At 62.1% G+C, this 19,333-nt stretch carries 16 protein-coding genes and 3 tRNA genes; 6 read left to right on the top strand and 13 right to left on the bottom strand.

Annotated features, from left to right (window positions below):
* Window positions 1–11 precede the first annotated feature (11 nt).
* Window positions 12–809 carry an enoyl-ACP reductase FabI gene (fabI, locus tag A9513_RS05410; protein WP_065084158.1) on the top strand — a complete coding sequence of 266 codons (798 nt, stop codon included), beginning with the start codon at window positions 12–14 and terminating at the stop codon, window positions 807–809.
* Window positions 810–898: 89 nt separating this feature from the next.
* Here the strand turns inward: fabI and A9513_RS05405 are convergent, their stop codons facing one another.
* The 9 genes from A9513_RS05405 to A9513_RS05365 all read right to left on the bottom strand — a co-directional run bounded on the left by A9513_RS05405 (window position 899) and on the right by A9513_RS05365 (window position 9,848).
* Complete coding sequence (locus A9513_RS05405; protein ID WP_037010412.1) at window positions 899–2,788, bottom strand: SurA N-terminal domain-containing protein; 1,890 nt, start codon at window positions 2,786–2,788, stop codon at window positions 899–901.
* A 227-nt stretch (window positions 2,789–3,015) separates the two neighbouring features.
* Window positions 3,016–3,288: a nucleoid-associated protein HU-beta gene (gene hupB, locus A9513_RS05400; protein WP_003087931.1), complete on the bottom strand. Its 273-nt coding sequence runs from the start codon at window positions 3,286–3,288 to the stop codon at window positions 3,016–3,018.
* 136 nt (window positions 3,289–3,424) lie between these two features.
* Complete coding sequence (gene lon, locus A9513_RS05395; RefSeq protein ID WP_024763282.1) at window positions 3,425–5,821, bottom strand: endopeptidase La; 2,397 nt, start codon at window positions 5,819–5,821, stop codon at window positions 3,425–3,427.
* Window positions 5,822–5,954: 133 nt separating this feature from the next.
* The gene (clpX, locus tag A9513_RS05390) at window positions 5,955–7,235 is read right to left on the bottom strand and encodes an ATP-dependent Clp protease ATP-binding subunit ClpX (RefSeq protein ID WP_017519553.1); all 1,281 of its coding nucleotides are present in this window, start codon (window positions 7,233–7,235) and stop codon (window positions 5,955–5,957) included.
* A gap of 107 nt (window positions 7,236–7,342) precedes the next feature.
* Entirely contained in the window at window positions 7,343–7,981 is a 639-nt protein-coding gene (gene clpP / locus A9513_RS05385) for an ATP-dependent Clp endopeptidase proteolytic subunit ClpP (protein ID WP_024763281.1), read from the bottom strand.
* A gap of 93 nt (window positions 7,982–8,074) precedes the next feature.
* Window positions 8,075–9,385, bottom strand: a complete 1,311-nt coding sequence (gene tig, locus A9513_RS05380) for a trigger factor (RefSeq protein ID WP_024763280.1) — start codon at window positions 9,383–9,385, stop codon at window positions 8,075–8,077.
* Between the two features lie 142 nt (window positions 9,386–9,527).
* Window positions 9,528–9,612: transfer RNA gene (locus A9513_RS05375), tRNA-Leu, on the bottom strand.
* 52 nt (window positions 9,613–9,664) lie between these two features.
* A tRNA-His gene (locus A9513_RS05370) sits at window positions 9,665–9,740 on the bottom strand.
* A 31-nt stretch (window positions 9,741–9,771) separates the two neighbouring features.
* Window positions 9,772–9,848 (bottom strand) — tRNA-Arg (locus A9513_RS05365).
* Window positions 9,849–10,110: 262 nt separating this feature from the next.
* Here A9513_RS05365 and folD point away from each other — a divergent pair.
* Window positions 10,111–10,965, top strand: a complete 855-nt coding sequence (folD, locus tag A9513_RS05360) for a bifunctional methylenetetrahydrofolate dehydrogenase/methenyltetrahydrofolate cyclohydrolase FolD (RefSeq protein ID WP_038803695.1) — start codon at window positions 10,111–10,113, stop codon at window positions 10,963–10,965.
* A 64-nt stretch (window positions 10,966–11,029) separates the two neighbouring features.
* On the opposite strand, the gene cysS is transcribed toward folD, so the two are convergent.
* Both cysS and A9513_RS05350 read right to left on the bottom strand, forming a co-directional pair.
* Complete coding sequence (cysS, locus tag A9513_RS05355; protein ID WP_024765729.1) at window positions 11,030–12,418, bottom strand: cysteine--tRNA ligase; 1,389 nt, start codon at window positions 12,416–12,418, stop codon at window positions 11,030–11,032.
* A gap of 3 nt (window positions 12,419–12,421) precedes the next feature.
* Window positions 12,422–14,104 carry a glutamine--tRNA ligase/YqeY domain fusion protein gene (locus tag A9513_RS05350; protein ID WP_038803694.1) on the bottom strand — a complete coding sequence of 561 codons (1,683 nt, stop codon included), beginning with the start codon at window positions 14,102–14,104 and terminating at the stop codon, window positions 12,422–12,424.
* Window positions 14,105–14,225: 121 nt separating this feature from the next.
* Between A9513_RS05350 and A9513_RS05345 the strand changes: the two genes are divergently transcribed.
* The 3 genes from A9513_RS05345 (at window position 14,226) to A9513_RS05335 (ending at window position 16,912) form a co-directional block, all read left to right on the top strand.
* Complete coding sequence (locus A9513_RS05345; RefSeq protein ID WP_024765728.1) at window positions 14,226–14,732, top strand: peptidylprolyl isomerase; 507 nt, start codon at window positions 14,226–14,228, stop codon at window positions 14,730–14,732.
* 4 nt (window positions 14,733–14,736) lie between these two features.
* The gene (lpxH, locus tag A9513_RS05340; protein WP_024765727.1) at window positions 14,737–15,459 is read left to right on the top strand and encodes a UDP-2,3-diacylglucosamine diphosphatase; all 723 of its coding nucleotides are present in this window, start codon (window positions 14,737–14,739) and stop codon (window positions 15,457–15,459) included.
* A gap of 124 nt (window positions 15,460–15,583) precedes the next feature.
* A complete protein-coding gene (locus A9513_RS05335; protein WP_024765726.1) occupies window positions 15,584–16,912 on the top strand; it encodes an SPFH domain-containing protein in 1,329 nt (442 codons plus the stop codon).
* A gap of 157 nt (window positions 16,913–17,069) precedes the next feature.
* Here the strand turns inward: A9513_RS05335 and A9513_RS05330 are convergent, their stop codons facing one another.
* Window positions 17,070–17,681, bottom strand: a complete 612-nt coding sequence (locus A9513_RS05330) for a tRNA-(ms[2]io[6]A)-hydroxylase (protein ID WP_065084157.1) — start codon at window positions 17,679–17,681, stop codon at window positions 17,070–17,072.
* 180 nt (window positions 17,682–17,861) lie between these two features.
* Between A9513_RS05330 and A9513_RS05325 the strand changes: the two genes are divergently transcribed.
* Window positions 17,862–18,725: a universal stress protein gene (locus A9513_RS05325; protein ID WP_054907736.1), complete on the top strand. Its 864-nt coding sequence runs from the start codon at window positions 17,862–17,864 to the stop codon at window positions 18,723–18,725.
* Window positions 18,726–18,794: 69 nt separating this feature from the next.
* On the opposite strand, the gene A9513_RS05320 is transcribed toward A9513_RS05325, so the two are convergent.
* Window positions 18,795–19,271, bottom strand: a complete 477-nt coding sequence (locus tag A9513_RS05320; protein ID WP_065084156.1) for a DUF1289 domain-containing protein — start codon at window positions 19,269–19,271, stop codon at window positions 18,795–18,797.
* Between the last annotated feature and the right edge of the window lie 62 nt (window positions 19,272–19,333).

Below are 19,333 nucleotides of genomic sequence, written 5' to 3'. Positions count from 1 at the left end.
AAGGAGTGAATATGGGATTTCTCGCAGGCAAGCGCGTACTGATCGTCGGAGTCGCCAGCAAACTGTCCATCGCCTCCGGCATCGCCGCGGCGATGCACCGGGAAGGCGCCGAACTCGCCTTTACCTACCAGAACGACAAGCTCAAGGGCCGCGTGGAAGAGTTCGCTGCTGGCTGGGGCTCCAGCGCGGAGCTGTGCTTCCCCTGTGACGTCGCCAACGACGCGGACATCGCAGCCGTGTTCGCCGAGGTGGGGAAGCAGTGGGATGGGCTTGACTGTATTGTCCACTCGGTGGGCTTCGCACCAGGCGACCAACTCGACGGCGACTTCACCGAGGTCACCACCCGCGAAGGCTTCCGGATCGCCCACGACATCAGCGCCTATAGCTTCATCGCCCTGGCCAAGGCCGGCCGCGAGCTAATGCAGGGCCGCAACGGCAGCCTGCTCACCCTCTCCTACCTGGGCGCCGAGCGCACGATGCCCAACTACAACGTCATGGGCATGGCCAAGGCCAGCCTGGAAGCCGGCGTGCGCTACCTGGCCGGCAGCCTCGGCCCGGAGGGCATTCGCGTCAACGCCATCTCCGCAGGCCCCATTCGCACGCTCGCCGCCTCGGGCATCAAGAGCTTCCGCAAGATGCTCGCCGCCAACGAACGCCAGACACCACTGCGGCGCAATGTGACCATCGAGGAAGTCGGCAACGCCGGTGCATTTCTGTGCTCGGACCTGGCCAGTGGCATCAGTGGCGAAATCCTCTATGTCGATGGCGGCTTCAACACCACGGCGATGGGGCCGCTCAGCGACGACTGAGGCTTTGCTCCAGGCAAAGAAAAAGGCCGCGATTGCGGCCTTTTTCCTTTACCGGATAAAACGAGGGCCGCTTGCGCGGCCCCAGTTTCTTACTTCTTGGCTTCGTCGAATTTCTCGACTTTCGCCTGATCCTGCAGGTAACGGCGGAAGGCGGAGAAATCATCCTGGCCGCTGCGCGAGGCGAGGAAGCGCCGGTACATCGCCTTTTCCTCCTCGGTCGGCTTGGCCTCCGGCTCGCTCACACCGCTGAGCTTGACCAGCACGAAGTCGCCGTTCTGCAACGCGACACCGCCCAGGCTGGGCTTGTCGGCACCTTCCGGGCGAACCATGCGGAACACGCTCTGCAGCACGACCGGATCGACGCCTTCCTGACCACGGGCGGCCGCTTCCACGACCTTCCACTGCTGGCCTTCCTGGGCCTGGGTCAGCGGGATCTTGCCGTCGCGCAGGCCAGCCAGCAGTGTTTCACCGCGGGACTTGGCATCGACTGCAGCGTGCTCGACCTGCAGGCGCTTGAGGATATCGGCACTGACCTGCTCCAGGGTTTCCTGCTCAGGCTTGTGGTGCGCCTTCACGCGCAGCACGACCACGGTGTCCGGATCCAGTTCGATGGCGCCGCTGTTGGCCCCCTCTTCCAGCACTTCGGGGCTGAAAGCGGACTGGATGACCTGGCGGTTAGCCGTGACACCTTCGCCGCCTTCCTTGCCGAACGGCTTGCTGGTCTGCACCTTCAAGCCCATGTCCTGGGCCGGCTGGGCCAGATCTGAAGCCTCGTAGGCAGAGCTTTCCAGCTGCTTGGTGGCATCGACGAAACGCTGCTCGACCAGCTGGGTCTTGGCTTCGTGCTCCAGCTTGGCCTTCAGGCTGTCGAAGGTCGGAACCTCCGGCGCTTCGACGCCCAGCAGCTTGATCAGGTGCCAGCCGTAGGAAGTCTTCACCGGAGCGGAAACTTCGCCCTTCTTCAGCGCGTACAGCGACTCTTCGAAGGCCGGGTCATACACGCCACGGCCAGCGAAGCCGAGGTCACCGCCATTGGCGGCGGAGCCGGTGTCGTTGGACAGCTCCTTGGCCAGCTTGGCGAAGTCCTCGCCCTTGTCCAGGCGCGCCTTGATCTCGTCGATCTTGGCCTTGGCCTGCTGGTCGTTCTGCTTGTCGTTCACCTCGATCAGGATGTGCGCGGCGTCGCGCTGCTCGGCCAGGCCGGCGATCTCCTTCTGATAGAGGGCATCGAGGTCTTCCTTCTTCACCTCGACCTGGTCGAAGAAGGCGGACTTCTTCAGCTCGACATAGTCGATGGTGACCTGTTCAGGCGTCATGAACTCGGTGCTGTGGGCGTCGTAGTACGCCTTGATCTCGCTGTCCTCGACCTTGCTCTTGGCCGGGTCGGCCTTGAGGGTCAGGGTAGCGAAGTCACGGGTCTGCTTCTCCAGGCGAGCGAAGGCGTTCAGTTCGTCATCGGTGACGAAGCCGGTACCGGCGATGCCGGCGCGCAGTTGGCCGATCAGCATTTCCTCACCGAACATGCGACGGAACTGCATGCGGTCATAGCCCATCTGGCGGATGACCTGGTCGAAACGGTCGGCGTTGAACTTGCCGTCCACCTGGAACTCGGGAGTCGACAGGATCAGTTGGTCCAGCGCCTGCTGGGAAAACGCGAACTTGTCATTCTGGGCGGCCTGCAGGACCAGCTTGCGCTCGATGAGCGACTTCAGCGCGGAATCCTTGAGCAGCTTGTCGTCGAGCATGGACGAATCGAAGTCCTTGCCCAGGCGCTGCATCAGCTGGCGACGCTGCATGTCCGCAGCCTGCTGCAGTTCCGGCAGACTGATGTCCTCACCGTTGACCTGAGCAGCGACGTTCTCGTGGTGGGTTGCGCGAATGATCTGATCGAACCCGGTCAAAGCCATGAGGACAACGATCACGCCCAGGATGGTCTTGGTGATCCAGCCTTGGGAATTGTCCCTGATGTTTTGCAGCATGCGGCCCCCGACGCGGCCACGGCCCACCGTCAATGGCGGCGCGGCGTGGAAAAAAAGCGGATATAAGAAAGGCGCATCCGAGGATGCGCCTTCTCGTAACTGGTGGAGCTTGCGGGCGTTGAGCCCGTGACCCCTGATGATTCCAACCGACCTACGCCAGCCGGGTCATCGCTCCGTGACCGGCCCAACCGAAGTTGAACCGGTCCAGGTCAAGTCCAAAAAGACGCTTAGTTGACAGCGTCCTTGAGGGCTTTACCGGCCTTGAAGCCCGGGATCTTAGCAGCAGCGATCTTGATCGGCTTGCCGGTTTGCGGGTTGCGACCGGTGCGAGCAGCACGCTCTTTGACAGCGAAGGTGCCGAAGCCGACCAGTACGACGGAGTCACCAGCCTTCAGGGCGCCAGTTACGGACTCGATCACCGCGTCCAGAGCGCGACCGGCAACAGCTTTCGGGATATCAGCAGATGCGGCGATAGCATCGATCAGTTCCGACTTGTTCACTCTAAGTCCCCTTATTTCTGTTGAGTATGTTTCTATGTGTTAGGTGTAAGCAAAAGCAGGTGCTGGTTTGCCAACTGACAAAGCAAGTGCCGCTTTATAACAAGGGCTCAAAAACAGTGTCAAGAAAGCCCCCCAACTAATGCGTGCTGATTCGCTCCTTGGAATCAGACTCGCGCTTCTCATCCTTTGCAACCATCTCGGGAGCCGCATCGGGCAAGGGCTCCGGGGCGTATTGCAGCGCAATTTGCAGGACCTCGTCAATCCATTTAACCGGTTTAATAACGAGATCGGCCTTAATATTATCCGGAATTTCCCTAAGGTCTCGCACGTTTTCCTCGGGAATGATCACAGTCTTGATTCCACCCCGGTGCGCAGCCAGAAGTTTTTCCTTCAGGCCACCAATGGCCAGCACCTGACCCCGCAGGGTGATTTCGCCGGTCATGGCAACGTCGGCGCGAACGGGAATCTGGGTGATCGCCGACACCAATGCAGTGCACATGCCGATGCCCGCGCTAGGGCCGTCCTTGGGCGTCGCGCCTTCGGGCACGTGGATGTGGATGTCGTGCTTCTCGTGGAAGTCCGGAGCGATGCCCAGGCTCTTCGAGCGACTGCGAACCACGGTTAGCGCGGCGGTAATGGACTCCGCCATGACGTCGCCCAGCGAGCCGGTCTTGGTCAATGCGCCCTTACCCGGAACCATGGCCGATTCGATGGTCAACAGTTCGCCGCCCACCTGAGTCCAGGCGAGGCCGGTCACCTGGCCGATCTGGTCCTGCTGCTCGGCCAGGCCGTAGCGGAACTTGCGCACACCCAGGTAGTTCTCCAGCGAGTCCGGCGTCACCACGGCGTCGATACGCTTGGCCTTGCCACCATCCTTGACCGCCTTGCGGCAGACCTTGGCAATCTGGCGCTCCAGGCTCCGCACACCGGCTTCGCGGGTGTAATAGCGGATGATGTCACGGGTAGCCGCCTCCTCGAAGACCAGCTCGCCCTTCTTGAGACCATTGGCCGCAGTCTGTTTCGGTACAAGATATTTCGAGGCGATGTTGATCTTCTCGTCCTCGGTGTAACCCGGCAGGCGGATGACCTCCATGCGGTCCAGCAGCGGCGCCGGAATATTCATGGAGTTCGCCGTGCAGAGGAACATCACGTCGGAAAGGTCGTAGTCGACTTCGAGGTAGTGGTCGTTGAAATTGTGGTTCTGCTCCGGATCGAGCACTTCCAGCAGCGCAGACGCGGGGTCGCCACGCATGTCGCTGCCCATCTTGTCGATCTCGTCCAGCAGGAACAGCGGGTTGCGCACGCCGACCTTGGTCATTTTCTGAATCAGACGACCGGGCATGGAACCGATGTAGGTACGGCGGTGACCGCGAATCTCGGCCTCGTCACGCACGCCCCCCAGCGCCATGCGCACGAACTTGCGATTGGTCGCACGGGCGATGGACTCGGCCAGCGAAGTCTTGCCGACGCCGGGTGGGCCGACCAGGCAGAGTACCGGGCCTTTCAGCTTCTTCACGCGCTTCTGCACGGCGAGGTACTCAAGGATGCGCTCCTTGACCTCTTCGAGGCCGTAGTGGTCCGCATCGAGGATATCCTCGGCCTTGTCCAGGTCGTGGCGCACCTTGCTCTCGGCCTTCCAAGGCACATTCACCAGCCAGTCGATGTAGGAACGCACCACGGTCGCTTCGGCGGACATCGGCGACATCTGCTTGAGCTTGTTCAGCTCGGCAGTGGCCTTGGCCAGGGCTTCCTTGGTCAGACCAGCGGCATCGATGCGCTTCTTCAGCTCCTCGACTTCGTTGTGGCCCTCGTCGATGTCACCCAGTTCTTTCTGGATGGCCTTCATCTGCTCGTTGAGGTAGTACTCGCGCTGGCTCCGCTCCATCTGCTTCTTCACGCGCCCACGGATGCGCTTCTCGACCTGCAGCAGGTCGATCTCGGCGTCCAGCATGGCCAGCACGTGTTCGACGCGGGCGGACAGCTCGGTGATCTCGAGGATTTCCTGCTTCTGCTCGATCTTCAGGGCCATATGTGCGGCCATGGTGTCCACCAGGCGGCCGGGCTCGTCGATGCTGTTGAGCGAGGACAGGACCTCGGCGGGCACTTTCTTGCCCAGCTGCACGTACTGTTCGAACTGACTGAGCAGGCTGCGGGTGAAGACTTCGGACTCACGCTCGCCGACGGAAACCTCGTCAATGATGGAAACTTCGGCGCGGCAGTAGGCGTCCTCATCGATGAAGCGCTCTACCTGGCCGCGCTGCTCGCCTTCGACCAGCACCTTGACGGTGCCATCGGGCAGCTTCAGCAGCTGCAGGACGGTGGCCACGGTGCCCATGCGGTACAGGCCGTCTGCACCCGGATCATCGTCAGCCGGGTTCTTCTGTGCCAGCAACAGGATCTGTTTGTCGCCGGTCATGGCGGCCTCGAGGGCCTCGATGGATTTCTCACGCCCGACGAACAGCGGGATGACCATGTGCGGATACACCACTACGTCACGCAGGGGCAGCAGGGGCAACTCGACGAGTGTTTTCATGATATTCGGCTCTACAGCGGCACTTGGCCAAAACGATGGGATTGGACCCTTCGGCCTAAGATGGGGTTAGGACTAGGAAAAAACAAGCGCGGTAGATGGGAAGAAAAAAGGGGCCCTAGGGCCCCTTCTGATTTCAGGCGTCAGGTGCAGCCTTGGCCGGCTGCTCGCTGTTCTCGTAGATCAGCAGCGGCTGGGAGGAGCCCTCGATGACGCTTTCGTCGATCACCACCTTGCTGACGTCGTTCTGCGAGGGGATCTCGTACATGGTGTCGAGCAGGATGCCTTCGAGGATCGAACGCAGGCCACGGGCACCGGTCTTGCGCTCCAGCGCGCGACGGGCGACAGCCTTGAGCGCGTCCGGACGGAACTCGAGGTCCACGCCTTCCATTTCGAAGAGCTTGGCGTACTGCTTGGTCAGCGCGTTCTTCGGCTCGGTCAGAATCTGCATCAGCGCAGGTTCGTCCAGCTCGTCGAGGGTCGCGATGATCGGCAGACGTCCGACGAATTCGGGGATCAGACCGAATTTCACCAGATCTTCCGGCTCGACTTCGCGCAGCGCTTCGCCGACCTTCTTGCCCGCTTCCTGACTGCGAACCTCGGCATTGAAGCCGATGCCGCCCTTGGTGGAACGGTTCTGGATGACCTTTTCCAGGCCAGCGAACGCGCCACCGCAGATGAACAGGATGTTGCGGGTGTCGACCTGCAGGAACTCCTGCTGCGGGTGCTTGCGGCCGCCCTGGGGCGGTACGGAAGCCACGGTGCCTTCGATCAGCTTCAGCAGGGCCTGCTGAACGCCTTCGCCGGACACGTCGCGGGTGATCGACGGGTTGTCGGATTTGCGTGAGATCTTGTCGATTTCGTCGATGTAGACGATACCCATCTGGGCTTTCTCGACATCGTAATCGCACTTCTGCAGCAGCTTCTGGATGATGTTCTCGACATCTTCGCCCACATAGCCCGCCTCGGTGAGGGTGGTGGCATCGGCGATGGTGAAGGGAACATTGAGCAGACGCGCCAGGGTCTCGGCGAGCAGGGTCTTGCCCGAGCCCGTCGGACCGATGAGCAGGATGTTGCTCTTGCCCAGTTCGACGTCGTCCTTGCGCTCGCGCTGATTCAGGCGCTTGTAGTGGTTGTACACCGCTACTGCCAGGGTTTTCTTGGCACGTTCCTGGCCGATCACGTACTGATCGAGGATGGTGCGGATCTCTTTCGGCGCCGGAAGCTTGTGCGCACTGCTCTCTGCCTGTGCTTCCTGCACCTCCTCGCGGATGATGTCATTGCACAGGTCGACGCACTCGTCGCAGATAAAGACCGAGGGGCCGGCAATCAACTTGCGCACTTCGTGCTGGCTCTTGCCGCAGAAGGAGCAATACAGCAGCTTGCCGTTGTCCTCGCCGTTGCGGGTGTCAGTCATTCGATCGTTCCAATCGGGGATATACGTGAAGGACAAGATGAAGGCATTCGCAGGCATTTTCAAGCCCGCGAGCGGCCGGATTACCGGCCGCAGTACAGCGGAGAGACTCAGGCGGCAGAAGGACGCTGAGTGAAGACCTGATCGATCAGACCGTACTTGACAGCATCGTCACCACTCATGAAGCGGTCACGGTCGGTGTCGCGGGCGATGACATCCAGCGGCTGGCCGGTGTGATGCGCCAGCACCTGGTTCAGGCGCTCCTTGATGAAGAGGATTTCCTTGGCATGGATCTCGATGTCCGAGGCCTGGCCCTGGAAGCCGCCCAGCGGCTGGTGGATCATCATCCGCGAATGCGGCAGGCAGTAGCGCTTGCCAGCGGCGCCGCCAGCCAGCAACAGGGCGCCCATGCTGCACGCCTGGCCCACACAGATGGTGGACACGTCGGGCTTGATGAACTGCATGGTGTCGTAGATCGACATGCCAGCAGTCACGGAGCCGCCCGGAGAGTTGATGTAGAGGTGGATGTCCTTGTCCGGGTTCTCGGCCTCGAGGAACAGCAACTGGGCCACCACGAGGTTGGCCATGTAGTCCTCGACCTGGCCGACCAGGAAGATGATCCGCTCCTTCAGCAGGCGCGAATAGATGTCGTAGGAACGCTCACCGCGGGCGGACTGCTCCACCACCATCGGCACCAGACCACCAGCGGCCTGAATGTTCGGAACTTGCGGCATATAAGGATTATGCATGTCCGACGATCACTCCCTAATAAAAAGTCATGTCTCTATAGACGCACAAGCCAGCCCGAAGGCTGGCTTGTGACAATCGAACGAAGCGCTGGATCAGGCCGCTTGCGGAGCTTCTGCAGGCTTGACCGCGTCTTCGTAGGATACCTGCTTGTCGGTCACATTGGCCTTCTGCAGGACAGTATCTACAACTTGTTCTTCCAGTACAACCGAACGGACTTCGTTCAGTTGCTGGTCGTTCTTGTAGTACCAGGCAACAACTTGTTCCGGCTCCTGGTAAGCCGAAGCCATTTCTTCGATCATTTCGCGAACGCGGGCTTCATCGGCCTTCAGCTCGTGCTGCTTGACCAGCTCGGCGACGATCAGGCCCAGCACGACGCGGCGCTTGGCTTGCTCTTCGAACAGCTCAGCCGGCAGTTGGTCAGGCTTGATGTTGCCACCGAACTGCTGGACAGCCTGCACGCGCAGACGGTTGACTTCGTTGCCGATCAGGGCCTTCGGAACTTCGATCGGGTTGGTCTCGACCAGACCTTCCATCACCTGGTTCTTCACCTTGGACTTGATGGCCTGACGCAGCTCACGCTCCATGTTCTTGCGAACTTCGGTGCGGAAGCCTTCCAGAGTGCTTTCCTTCACGCCGAACAGAGCGAAGAACTCTTCGTTCAGTTCCGGCAGTTTCGGCTCGGCAACGCTGTTGACGGTAGCGGTGAACTCGGCGGCTTTGCCGGCCAGGTCCAGGTTCTGGTAGTCCTCGGGGAAGGTCACCTTCAGCACGCGCTCTTCACCGGCCTTGGCGCCGACCAGGCCTTCTTCGAAGCCCGGGATCATGCGGCCGGAGCCCAGCACCAGCAGGGTGCCCTTGGCGGAACCGCCAGCGAAGGCTTCACCGTCAATCTTGCCGACGAAATCGATGTTCACCTGATCGTCGTTCTGAGCGGCGCGGTCAACGGCTTCAAAGCGGGTGTTCTGCTTGCGCAGGATTTCCAACATGTTGTCGAGATCGGCATCAGCCACATCGGCCTGCAGACGCTCAACCTTGATGCCGTCGAAACCGGCAACCTGGAATTCGGGGAAGACTTCGAAGGTAGCGATGTACTCGAGGCCCTTCTCCTTCTCGAACACTTTCGGCTCGACGGACGGAGCGCCAGCCGGGTTCAGCTTCTGCTCGACCACGGCTTCGTAGAAGGTTTCCTGGATCAGGTCACCGAGGGCTTCCTGACGAGCGGCGGCTTCGTAGCGCTGACGGATCACGCTCATCGGCACCTTGCCGGGACGGAAGCCAGGAACCTTGGCGCGACGAGCGGTCTGCTGCAGACGCTTGTTGACTTCGGTCTCGATACGCTCGGCCGGCACGCCAACGGTCATGCGGCGCTCAAGAGCGGAGGTGCTTTCAACGGAAACTTGCATGGATATTCCTCGTGGCACAGACGTAAGCCGGTCCTTCCGGCTCCCAGAATCAAGGGCAAGCATTCTAGTAGCTAGAAATGCAGAAGTCACCCTGAGTGGAAGCTGCGGAAATTCACGGATGCGAGAGCTTATGGAAAGAAGATGGTGCGGACGGAGAGACTCGAACTCTCACAGCTTGCGCCACTGGAACCTAAATCCAGCGTGTCTACCAATTTCACCACGTCCGCAGGGTACCGCAGAAACGAAAACGCCAGGCTCTTGGCCTGGCGCTTCGGAATATGGGGTGGACGATGGGAATCGAACCCACGACACCAGGAGCCACAATCCTGTGCTCTACCAACTGAGCTACGCCCACCATATTACACTTGCTTGTACCGAACGCCACATGGCGCACCCGGCAGGACTCGAACCTGCGACCATCCGCTTAGAAGGCGGATGCTCTATCCAGCTGAGCTACGGGCGCTTTAAGTGGCGGCAACCCTTGCTAAGCAGACTCAGTGAAACCACTGAATCGGTTGGCACCGCCTCTTTCGTGTTTCAGGCTGTGCTCGGCAAGCGGGGCGCATGTTATCGATGAGCCCCTACCCCGTCAACAACTTTTTTAAAAAAAATTCAAAGAGATAAAGGAGTTACGGCAAATCAGGGGCATCCGCCTTTGCCTTATGGAGGCAGCGTGCGAAAATGCGCGCCTTCTTTTCACCCGCCTTAATGGTTATCCCCCCGACATGACTGCAAAACTGATCGACGGCAAAGCGATCGCCGCCAGCCTCCGCCAGCAGATTGCCCAACGCGTCAACGAACGCCGCCAGCAAGGACTGCGCATCCCCGGCCTGGCAGTGATCCTGGTCGGCAGCGACCCCGCCTCTCAGGTCTATGTCGCGCACAAGCGCAAGGACTGTGAAGAGGTCGGCTTCCTCTCCCAGGCGTACGACCTTCCCGCCAGCACCACCCAGGAAGAACTGCTCGCGCTGATCGACCGCCTGAATGCCGACCCGGCCATCGACGGCATTCTGGTACAACTGCCCCTCCCCGCCCACCTCGATGCATCCCAGTTGCTGGAGCGCATCAACCCGGACAAGGACGTGGACGGCTTCCATCCCTTCAACGTTGGCCGACTGGCCCAGCGCATCCCACTGCTGCGCCCCTGCACGCCGAAGGGCATCATGACGCTGCTGCAGAGCACCGGTGTCGACCTGTACGGCCTGGACGCCGTCGTCGTGGGCGCTTCCAACATCGTCGGCCGCCCCATGGCGCTGGAACTGCTGCTGGCCGGCTGCACCGTCACCGTCACCCACCGCTTCACCCGCGACCTGGCCGACCACGTTGGCCGTGCCGATCTGGTCGTGGTTGCCGCCGGCAAACCCGGCCTGGTGAAGGGCGAATGGATCAAGGAAGGCGCCATCGTCATCGACGTGGGCATCAACCGCCAGGAAGACGGCAAGCTGGTGGGCGACGTGGAATACGATGTGGCTGCCGAGCGCGCCAGCTGGATCACCCCGGTTCCGGGCGGCGTCGGCCCGATGACCCGCGCCTGCCTGCTGGAAAACACCCTGTACGCCGCCGAACACCTGCACACCTGACAGGTTTTCGACGAACAAGAAAAAGGCCGCTGATCAGCGGCCTTTTTCATTTCCAGGGAAGCAACTACTCGGCAAGACGCCAGGTAGTGCCGCCCTTGCCGTCTTCCAGCACCACGCCCAGAGCGGTCAGCTCGTCGCGGATGCGATCGGATTCAGCCCAGTTCTTCGCCGCGCGGGCATCCAGACGCGCCTGGATCAGCGCCTCGACCTGTACCGCATCGACCTTGCCGGCCGCGCCAGCCTGGAGGAACTCGTCGGCATCCATCTGCAGCACGCCCAGCAGAGCGCCCAGTTCACGAACGCGCGCCGCCAGCGCAGCGGCCGCTGCCGGATCGCTGTCGCGCAGACGATTGACCTCGCGGACCATCTCGAACAGCACGGCCACCGCTTCCGGCGTACCGAAGTCGTCATCCATCGCCGCGCCGAAACGCTCGACGAATTCTTCGCCACCTGCGGCAGCCACCTGCGGCAAGCCACGCAGCGCAGTGTAGAAACGCTCCAGCGCGCCTTTGGCTTCCTTCAGGTTGTCTTCGGAATAGTTGATCGGGCTGCGGTAGTGGCTGGACACCAACAGGAAACGCACGACTTCCGGGTGATATTTCTCCAGCACTTCGCGGATGGTGAAGAAGTTGCCCAGGGACTTGGACATCTTCTCGCCGTCCACGCGCACCGCGCCGGCATGCATCCAGCTAGCGGCATAGAGCTTGCCGGTAGCTGCCTCGCTCTGGGCGATTTCGTTCTCGTGGTGCGGGAATACCAGGTCCGGGCCGCCGCCGTGGATGTCGAAGGTCTCGCCCAGGCAGCAGGTGGACATCACCGAGCACTCGATGTGCCAGCCCGGACGACCGGCACCCCAGGGCGACTCCCAGCTCGGCTCGCCCGGCTTGGCGCCTTTCCAGAGCACGAAGTCCAGCGGATCTTCCTTGGATTCGTCGACCTCGATGCGCGCACCGATGCGCAGGTCTTCGATCTTCTTGCGCGACAGCTTGCCGTAGCCGGCGAACTTGCCGACCCGGTAGTAGACGTCGCCATTGCCGGGCGCGTAGGCGTAGCCCTTGTCGATCAGGGTCTGGATCATCTCGTGCATGCCGGCGATGTGACCGGTGGCGCGCGGCTCGATGTCCGGACGCAGGACCGACAGGCGCGCCTCGTCCTCGTGCATCGCAGCGATCATGCGGGCGGTCAGTTCTTCGAACGATTCACCGTTCTCCTGGGCGCGACGGATGATCTTGTCGTCGATGTCGGTGATGTTGCGCACATAGGTCAGGTCATAGCCGCGATGGCGCAACCAGCGGGCGATGACGTCGAAGGCCACCATCACGCGGGCGTGGCCGATGTGGCAGAAGTCGTACACGGTCATGCCGCACACGTACATGCGTACCTGGTTGCCGACCAGCGGCTTGAAGCTGTCCTTGGTCTTGGACAGCGTGCTGTAGATCTGCAAGTCAGCCATCCCTTACTGCCCCCAGGAGTCGCGCAGGGTCACGGTGCGGTTGAAGACCAGGGCGCCAGCCTTGGAATCCTTGGCGTCGGCGCAGAAGTAGCCTTCGCGCTCGAACTGGAAGCGGTCCTCGGCGGTGGCGCTGGCCAGCGACGGCTCGGCGCGGCAACCCTTGAGCACCACCAGGGATTCGGGGTTGATGTTGTCGAGGAAGCTGCCGCCCTCTTCGGATTTCTCCGGGTTGGCGGAGCGGAACAGGCGGTCGTACAGGCGCACTTCGCACTCGACGCTCTCGGCGGCCGGCACCCAGTGGATCACGCCCTTGACCTTGCGGCCCTCGGGGTTCTTGCCCAGGGTGTTCTCGTCGTAGCTGCAGCGCAGTTCGACGATGTTGCCGGCGGCGTCCTTGATGGCTTCATCGGCGCGGATCACGTAGCTGCCGCGCAGGCGCACTTCGCCACCCGGGATCAGGCGCTTGTAGCCGGCCGGCGGGACTTCCTCGAAGTCGCTGGCGTCGATGTAGATCTCGCGGCTGAACGGCAGCGCACGCACGCCCATGTCCTGCTTCGGATGGCGCGGCAGTTCGAGGTTCTCGACCTGGCCTTGCGGGTAGTTGGTGATGACCACCTTCAGCGGCTTGAGCACACACATGGCGCGACCGGCGTTGGCATCCAGGTCGTCACGGATGGCGAACTCCAGCATGCCGATGTCCACCAGGCCGCCGGCGCGGTTCACGCCGATCATGTCGCAGAAGGCACGGATCGACGCCGGGGTATAGCCGCGGCGCCGGTAGCCGGAGAGGGTCGACATACGCGGGTCGTCCCAGCCGTTCACATGCCCCTCGTCAACAAGCTGCTTGAGCTTGCGCTTGCTGGTGATGGTGTAGTTCAGGTTCAGGCGCGCAAATTCGTACTGGCGCGGCTGGGCCGGGACCGGCAGGTTGGCCAGGAACCACTCGTACAGCGGGCGGTGATCCTCGAACTCCAGGGTGCAGATGGAGTGGGTGATGCCCTCGATGGCGTCCGACTGACCATGGGTGAAGTCGTAGCTGGGATAGATGCACCACTTGTCGCCCGTCTGGTGGTGATGCGCGTGACGGATGCGATAGAGGATCGGATCGCGCAGGTTGATGTTCGGCGAGGCCATGTCGATCTTCGCGCGCAGCGAACGGGCGCCGTCCGGGAACTCGCCGGCCTTCATGCGGGCAAAGAGGTCCAGGTTCTCTTCCACGGAACGATCACGGAACGGGCTGTTCTTGCCCGGCTCGGTGAGCGAGCCTCGATAGGCGCGCATTTCCTCGGCGTTGAGGTCGCAGACGAAGGCCTTGCCGGCCTTGATCAGGTCTACCGCCCAGTCGTGCAGCTGGTCGAAATAGTTGGACGCGTAGCGCACCTGCCCGGCCCACTCGAAGCCCAGCCACTTCACATCGGCCTCGATGGCGTCGATGTATTCCTGGTCTTCCTTCGCCGGGTTGGTGTCGTCGAAGCGCAGGTGGCAGTCACCGCCGAACTCCTTGGCCAGGCCGAAGTTCAGACAGATGGACTTGGCATGACCGATATGCAGGTAGCCATTGGGCTCCGGCGGGAAGCGGGTGACGATCTTCTGGTGCTTGCCACTGTCCAGGTCGGCCTGGACGATGGGGCGCAGGAAGTTGGCGGCAACAGTGGCTTCTTTCGTATCGGCGGTAGGCTTGCTCATGGTGTCCTTGATCATTCCGTCGTTCAGCCAGGGTAGGCCGGCCAAACCAAAGCGCTTATCATAGCCGAAGCTGTCAACCCCCTGACAGGCCTTCGATTTTTCCAAAGAGCGGAATTCCCTGATGACTACCACCGTCAAACTGCAGACCAACTTCGGCGATATCACCCTTGAACTGTTCGACGACAAGGCGCCGGAAACCGTGGCCAACTTCAAGGAGTACGTTAAGGCCGGCCACTACGACAACACCGTGTTCCACCGCGTGATCAACAACTTCATGATCCAGGGCGGCGGTTTCGAGCCGGGCATGAAACAGAAGAGCACCCGCAAGTCGATCAAGAACGAAGCCAACAACGGCGTCGGCAACAAGATCGGCACCGTCGCCATGGCCCGTACCATGGAGCCCCATTCGGCCAGCGCGCAGTTCTTCATCAACGTCGCCGACAACGACTTCCTCAACCACAGCGCGCCGACCGTGCAGGGCTGGGGCTACTGCGTGTTCGGTGAAGTGAAGGACGGCATGGACGTGGTCAACAAGATCAAGACCGTCGCCACCACCATGCGCTCCGGCCACCAGGACGTACCGGCCGACGACGTGATCATCGAGAAAGCCGAAATCATCGGCGAGTGAGTCGATGAGCGTCCTGTTCATCTCGGACCTGCATCTCGAAGCGGAACGCCCGGATATCACCCGGGCGTTCTTGCATTTCCTCTCCACCCGCGCCCGCGCAGCCGAAGCGCTATACATCCTCGGCGACTTCTTCGAAGCCTGGATCGGCGACGATGGCATGGACGAGTTCCAGCACGCCATCGCCCGTGCCCTGCGCGAACTGTCCGACAGCGGTACGCGCATCTACCTGATGCACGGCAACCGCGACTTCCTGATCGGCAAGGCCTTCTGCCGCGAAGCCGGGTGCACCCTGCTGCGCGACCCGAGCCTGATCGACCTGGGCGGCGAGAAGATATTGCTGATGCACGGCGACAGCCTGTGCACCCTCGACGTGGCCTACATGAAGCTGCGCCGCTGGCTGCGCAACCCGCTGACGCTGTTCATCCTGCGCAACCTGCCGCTGACCACCCGCCACAAGCTGGCGCGCAAGTTGCGCAAGGAAAGTCGCGCGCAGACGCGCATGAAGGCCAGCGAGATCGTCGACGTCACGCCGGCGGAAGTGGAGAAGATCATGCGCGACAAAGGCGTGCGCATCCTCATCCACGGGCACACCCACCGCCCCGCCGTCCACGAACTGGAGATCGACGGCCGCCCCGCACGGCGCATCGTCCTCGGCGACTGGGATCGCCAGGGGTGGGCGCTGGAGGCCGATGACCGCGGCATGCAACAGGCCCCCTTCCCCCTTTGACACGGCAAGGCCACTGCCGAAGTGGCCTTTTGATGCCAACCCGCCGGCACTCTCAGACGTTTCCACTTGACCGGTAACTGCAACCTTACGCAGCATTCGCGGTTTGCTCACTCAAGGAAGAGACATGTTCAGCAAGGGAAACCTCATCAAGTTCGGCGCCCTGCCGTTGGCCCTGGTCGCCGCCGCCTTCATCCTGTTCAACGGCATCTTCTTCTATAACGAAGCCGGCTACATGACCCACGTGCGGACCATCTTCGGCGACGAGAAGATCGTCGACGACGTCGGTTACGCCACCAAGTGGTTCGGCCGTGCCACCACCTGGAAAAAAGCCATCAGCGTGCAGTCCGTGCTGGTCATGGACGAGAACGACAACAACCCGGACAACGACGCCCTGGGCGCCACCATCGAAGCCTTCCCCATCGTCTTCCTCGGCAACGTCGACGCCAAGGTCGAGTCCTCGGCACGCTTCCGCCTGCCTGGCGGCGATCAGTTCCTGAAAATGGCCCAGGAATACCGCAATCCGGACAACTTCATCCGCACCGCGCTGGTCCCGGCAATCAAGGAAACCCTGCAGGCCACCGCCTCACTGATGACCGCCGATGACTACTACGCCGGCGCCCGCAGCGAGTTCGCCGCGGAGTTCGAGAACCAGCTCAACGACGGTCTGTACCTGATCAAGCGCAAGGAAGTGCGCGGCCCGCGTGGCGCCGTGCCACACCAGACCGCGATCCTGCAGGCCGGTACCGAACAAGGCAGCTTCGGCGACAACAACGCCAGCCAGTTCGTCACCGAGAAAGTCACCGACGCCAAGGGCATCCCGGTGCGCAAGCAGCAGCAGTTCCGCAAGTTCGGCGTGGAAGTGGTTGAGGCACGCATCACTAACGTCGACCCGAACCCGCAGTACAAGCAGCGCATGGTCAAGGTGCAGCAGGCGCTGGCAGAGTTGGCCGTGGCCCGCCAGAATCGCCTGAAGGAAGAGGAAGAGAAACTGCTGGTCACCGCCCGCGGCGAGAAGGAAGTGGAAGCCAAGCGCCAGGAGACCCTGCGCGACCAGATCGAGCGCACTACCCAGGCGGAAACCGAGAAACAGCTGGCAGTCATCAACGCCGAGCGCGAGAAGCAGCGCGCCGAGATCGAGAAGCAGACTGCTGAATTGCTGCGCGACAAGGCTGCCGTGACGGCGCAGGCCACCAAGATCACCGCTGACGCCGATGCCTATGCCCGCGAAGCTGTGATCAAGGCGGACGGCGCACTGCAACCCAAGCTGGATGCGCTGATCGCCATCAACAAGGTCTGGGCTGAAGCCGCCGCCCAGGCGCCGGTGCCTAGCGTCATGATGGCGGGCGGACAGAACAGCGCCAGCAGCCGCCAGGACGAGATCGGCCAACTGATGGGTGTGCTCGCCACCAAAGCGGCGCGCGACCTGGCGCTGGACCTGAAGGTAAAAGACTGAGCCTGAACTTGTAGTAGCGAGCTTGCTCGCGAACGGATATCCCGGCAGCCCTGCTGCCGGACTGGTTCGCAAACAAGAACTACGCGCACTCCTCGCTCCTATGAAGAGCCAAGAAAAAAGCGCCCGTCTGGGCGCTTTTTTTGTTGCGGGGCGCGAGTCAGGCCGCCAGCTCCGCCGGCACGCCGCTGTGAAAACGGAATTCGCTGTCCGGCGACTGGATCAGGCCAGCCTCTACCTCGCGAATCTCCGCCACGCGGCGGTCGATATCGGCGTCATCGCCATAACGGCGCGCCAGGCTCAGATAGCCCTGGAAATGCCGCGCCTCGGATTTCAGCAGCGAGCCGTAGAACTTCGCCAGGTCGGCATCCAGGTGATCCACCAGCGCAGCGAAACGCTCGCAGCTACGGCATTCGATGAAAGCGCCAACGATCAGGGTGTCCACCAGCTTCTGCGGCTCGTGGTTGCGCACTACCGCGCGCAGGCCTGAGGCGTAGCGGCCGGCGGAAATCGGCCGCAGCGGGATGCCGCGCTTCTTCAGGATCGCCAGCACCTGCTCGTGGTGGCGCAGCTCCTCGCGGGCCAGGCGCGACATGAAGTTCACCAGCTCCTCGTGGGCGCTGTACTTGGCGATCAGGGCCAGGGCCGTGCTGGCGGCCTTGAATTCGTTGTTCTTGTGGTCGATCAGCATGACCGCCTGATCCCGCAGCGCGGCTTCCACCCACGCATCCGGCGTGGCACAACCGAGGAATTCCCTGATTTCGGACAGCATCTTCTTGCTCCAGACGACTCAGCGCACCGGCGCCTAGCTGGCCGGTGCAATAAAGGCGGAGCATTATACGGGGGCCGCCGCGCGGAACCAGCTTCCGGCGTTGATATGCCTCAACGTCATGAACGGGATATCCCGACTACAGTGGTTCTACATAAACAACGCGCACGAAGGGAGACGATCATGCAAGCCATCCGTAGCATCCTCGTAGTCGTGGACCCAGACCAGCCGGAAGGTCTCGCGCTGAAACGGGCCCGCCTGATCGCCAGCGTGACCCAGTCGCACCTGCACCTGCTGGCCTGCGAGCGGCGCGCCGACTACAGCGCCAAACTCGAAGAAGTGGCCGAGGTGCTGCGCCAGGAAGGTTTCAGCGCTTCCAGCCGCCAGGCCTGGAAGGACAATCTGCACCAGACCGTCATCGCCGAGCAGCAGGCCGAAGGGTGCGGGCTGGTGATCAAGCAGCACAGCCCGGACAACCCGCTGAAAAAGGCCCTGCTCACCCCGGACGACTGGAAGCTGCTGCGCTTCTGCCCTGCCCCCGTACTCCTGGTGAAGACCAGCCTGCCCTGGGCCGGCCGCAACATCCTCGCCGCCGTGGACGTAGGCAACAACGATATCGAGCACCGCACGTTGCATGCCGGGATAGTCAGCCACGCCTACGACATCGCCGGGCTCGCTCACGGCCAGTTGCACGTGATCAGCGCCCACCCGTCACCCATGCTCTCGGCCGCCGACCCGACCTTCCAGCTCAGCGAGACCATCGAGGCCAAGTACCGCGAGGCGTGCAAGGCGTTCCAGGCCGAATACGGCGTAGACGACCAGCACCTGCACATCGAGGAGGGCCCGGCGGACGTGCTGATTCCCCGCGCGTCCCACAACCTCGATGCGGCGGTGACGGTGATCGGCAGCGTGGCGCGCACCGGGTTGTCCGGCGCACTGATCGGCAACACCGCCGAAGTGGTGCTCGACTCCCTGGAAAGCGACATCCTGGTGCTCAAGCCGGACGACATCATCGCCCACCTGGAAGAAATCGCCGCCAAGCCCTGACACCCGACCGTCACCTCTACAGGAAGGAAAAAGCGCCCCGAGGGGCGCTTTTTTATTGGCAGGCGACGGTCAGACGCGCGACTCCAGCCCATCGGCGAGAAAGCTCGGCGCGATGTAGCGCTCGTAATGCGCCTCGGAGAGAATGAAGAACTCCTTGTCGATGGCGTCGCGCAGGTCCGGCAGTGTCCAGCCGCGGAACTCCGGCAGCAGCACCAGGCCGTAGGCCTCCACCTGGTTGATCATCCGTGAACCGCGGGCGATCAGTTGGTAGGCCCAGCAATACGGCGACTGCTCGGGCACGAAGCGTATCTGCCGCTGCTCCAACTGGCTGCGCAGGAGCGGCGCGTCGAAGACTTCCAGCTTGGCCATCATTACCTGCGCCAGCAGAATCTCCAGACGGCTCCAGACCGCCCGCTTTTCCTCGTCGCTGTAGCGGTTCCAGTTCACCACTTCATGGTGGAAACGCTTGCAGCCACGGCAGACCAGGTCGCCATAGACCGTCGAGCAGAGCCCGACACAGGGGGTTTTGATGCGCTGAGATGACATGGGGAAACGGGTAGCCGGCAAAGCGGGCATGTTAGCCCTTTGTCTAGGCAAGATCACCCTTC

This window comes from Pseudomonas sp. AU12215 (assembly GCF_001675465.2).
Classification (GTDB): Bacteria; Pseudomonadota; Gammaproteobacteria; order Pseudomonadales; family Pseudomonadaceae; genus Pseudomonas; species Pseudomonas nitroreducens.
Note: the sequence above shows the minus strand (reverse complement) of the source record. Positions and strands in the feature narration are given on the sequence as shown.

Coding starts and splice junctions, on each gene's coding strand:
- fabI (WP_065084158.1), top strand. CDS start 12: ATGGGATTTCTCGCAGGCAAGCGCGTACTGATCGTCGGAGTCGCCAGC.
- A9513_RS05405 (WP_037010412.1), bottom strand. CDS start 2,788: ATGCTGCAAAACATCAGGGACAATTCCCAAGGCTGGATCACCAAGACC.
- lon (WP_024763282.1), bottom strand. CDS start 5,821: ATGAAAACACTCGTCGAGTTGCCCCTGCTGCCCCTGCGTGACGTAGTG.
- clpX (WP_017519553.1), bottom strand. CDS start 7,235: ATGACTGACACCCGCAACGGCGAGGACAACGGCAAGCTGCTGTATTGC.
- clpP (WP_024763281.1), bottom strand. CDS start 7,981: ATGCATAATCCTTATATGCCGCAAGTTCCGAACATTCAGGCCGCTGGT.
- tig (WP_024763280.1), bottom strand. CDS start 9,385: ATGCAAGTTTCCGTTGAAAGCACCTCCGCTCTTGAGCGCCGCATGACC.
- folD (WP_038803695.1), top strand. CDS start 10,111: ATGACTGCAAAACTGATCGACGGCAAAGCGATCGCCGCCAGCCTCCGC.
- cysS (WP_024765729.1), bottom strand. CDS start 12,418: ATGGCTGACTTGCAGATCTACAGCACGCTGTCCAAGACCAAGGACAGC.
- A9513_RS05350 (WP_038803694.1), bottom strand. CDS start 14,104: ATGAGCAAGCCTACCGCCGATACGAAAGAAGCCACTGTTGCCGCCAAC.
- A9513_RS05345 (WP_024765728.1), top strand. CDS start 14,226: ATGACTACCACCGTCAAACTGCAGACCAACTTCGGCGATATCACCCTT.
- lpxH (WP_024765727.1), top strand. CDS start 14,737: ATGAGCGTCCTGTTCATCTCGGACCTGCATCTCGAAGCGGAACGCCCG.
- A9513_RS05335 (WP_024765726.1), top strand. CDS start 15,584: ATGTTCAGCAAGGGAAACCTCATCAAGTTCGGCGCCCTGCCGTTGGCC.
- A9513_RS05330 (WP_065084157.1), bottom strand. CDS start 17,681: ATGCTGTCCGAAATCAGGGAATTCCTCGGTTGTGCCACGCCGGATGCG.
- A9513_RS05325 (WP_054907736.1), top strand. CDS start 17,862: ATGCAAGCCATCCGTAGCATCCTCGTAGTCGTGGACCCAGACCAGCCG.
- A9513_RS05320 (WP_065084156.1), bottom strand. CDS start 19,271: ATGTCATCTCAGCGCATCAAAACCCCCTGTGTCGGGCTCTGCTCGACG.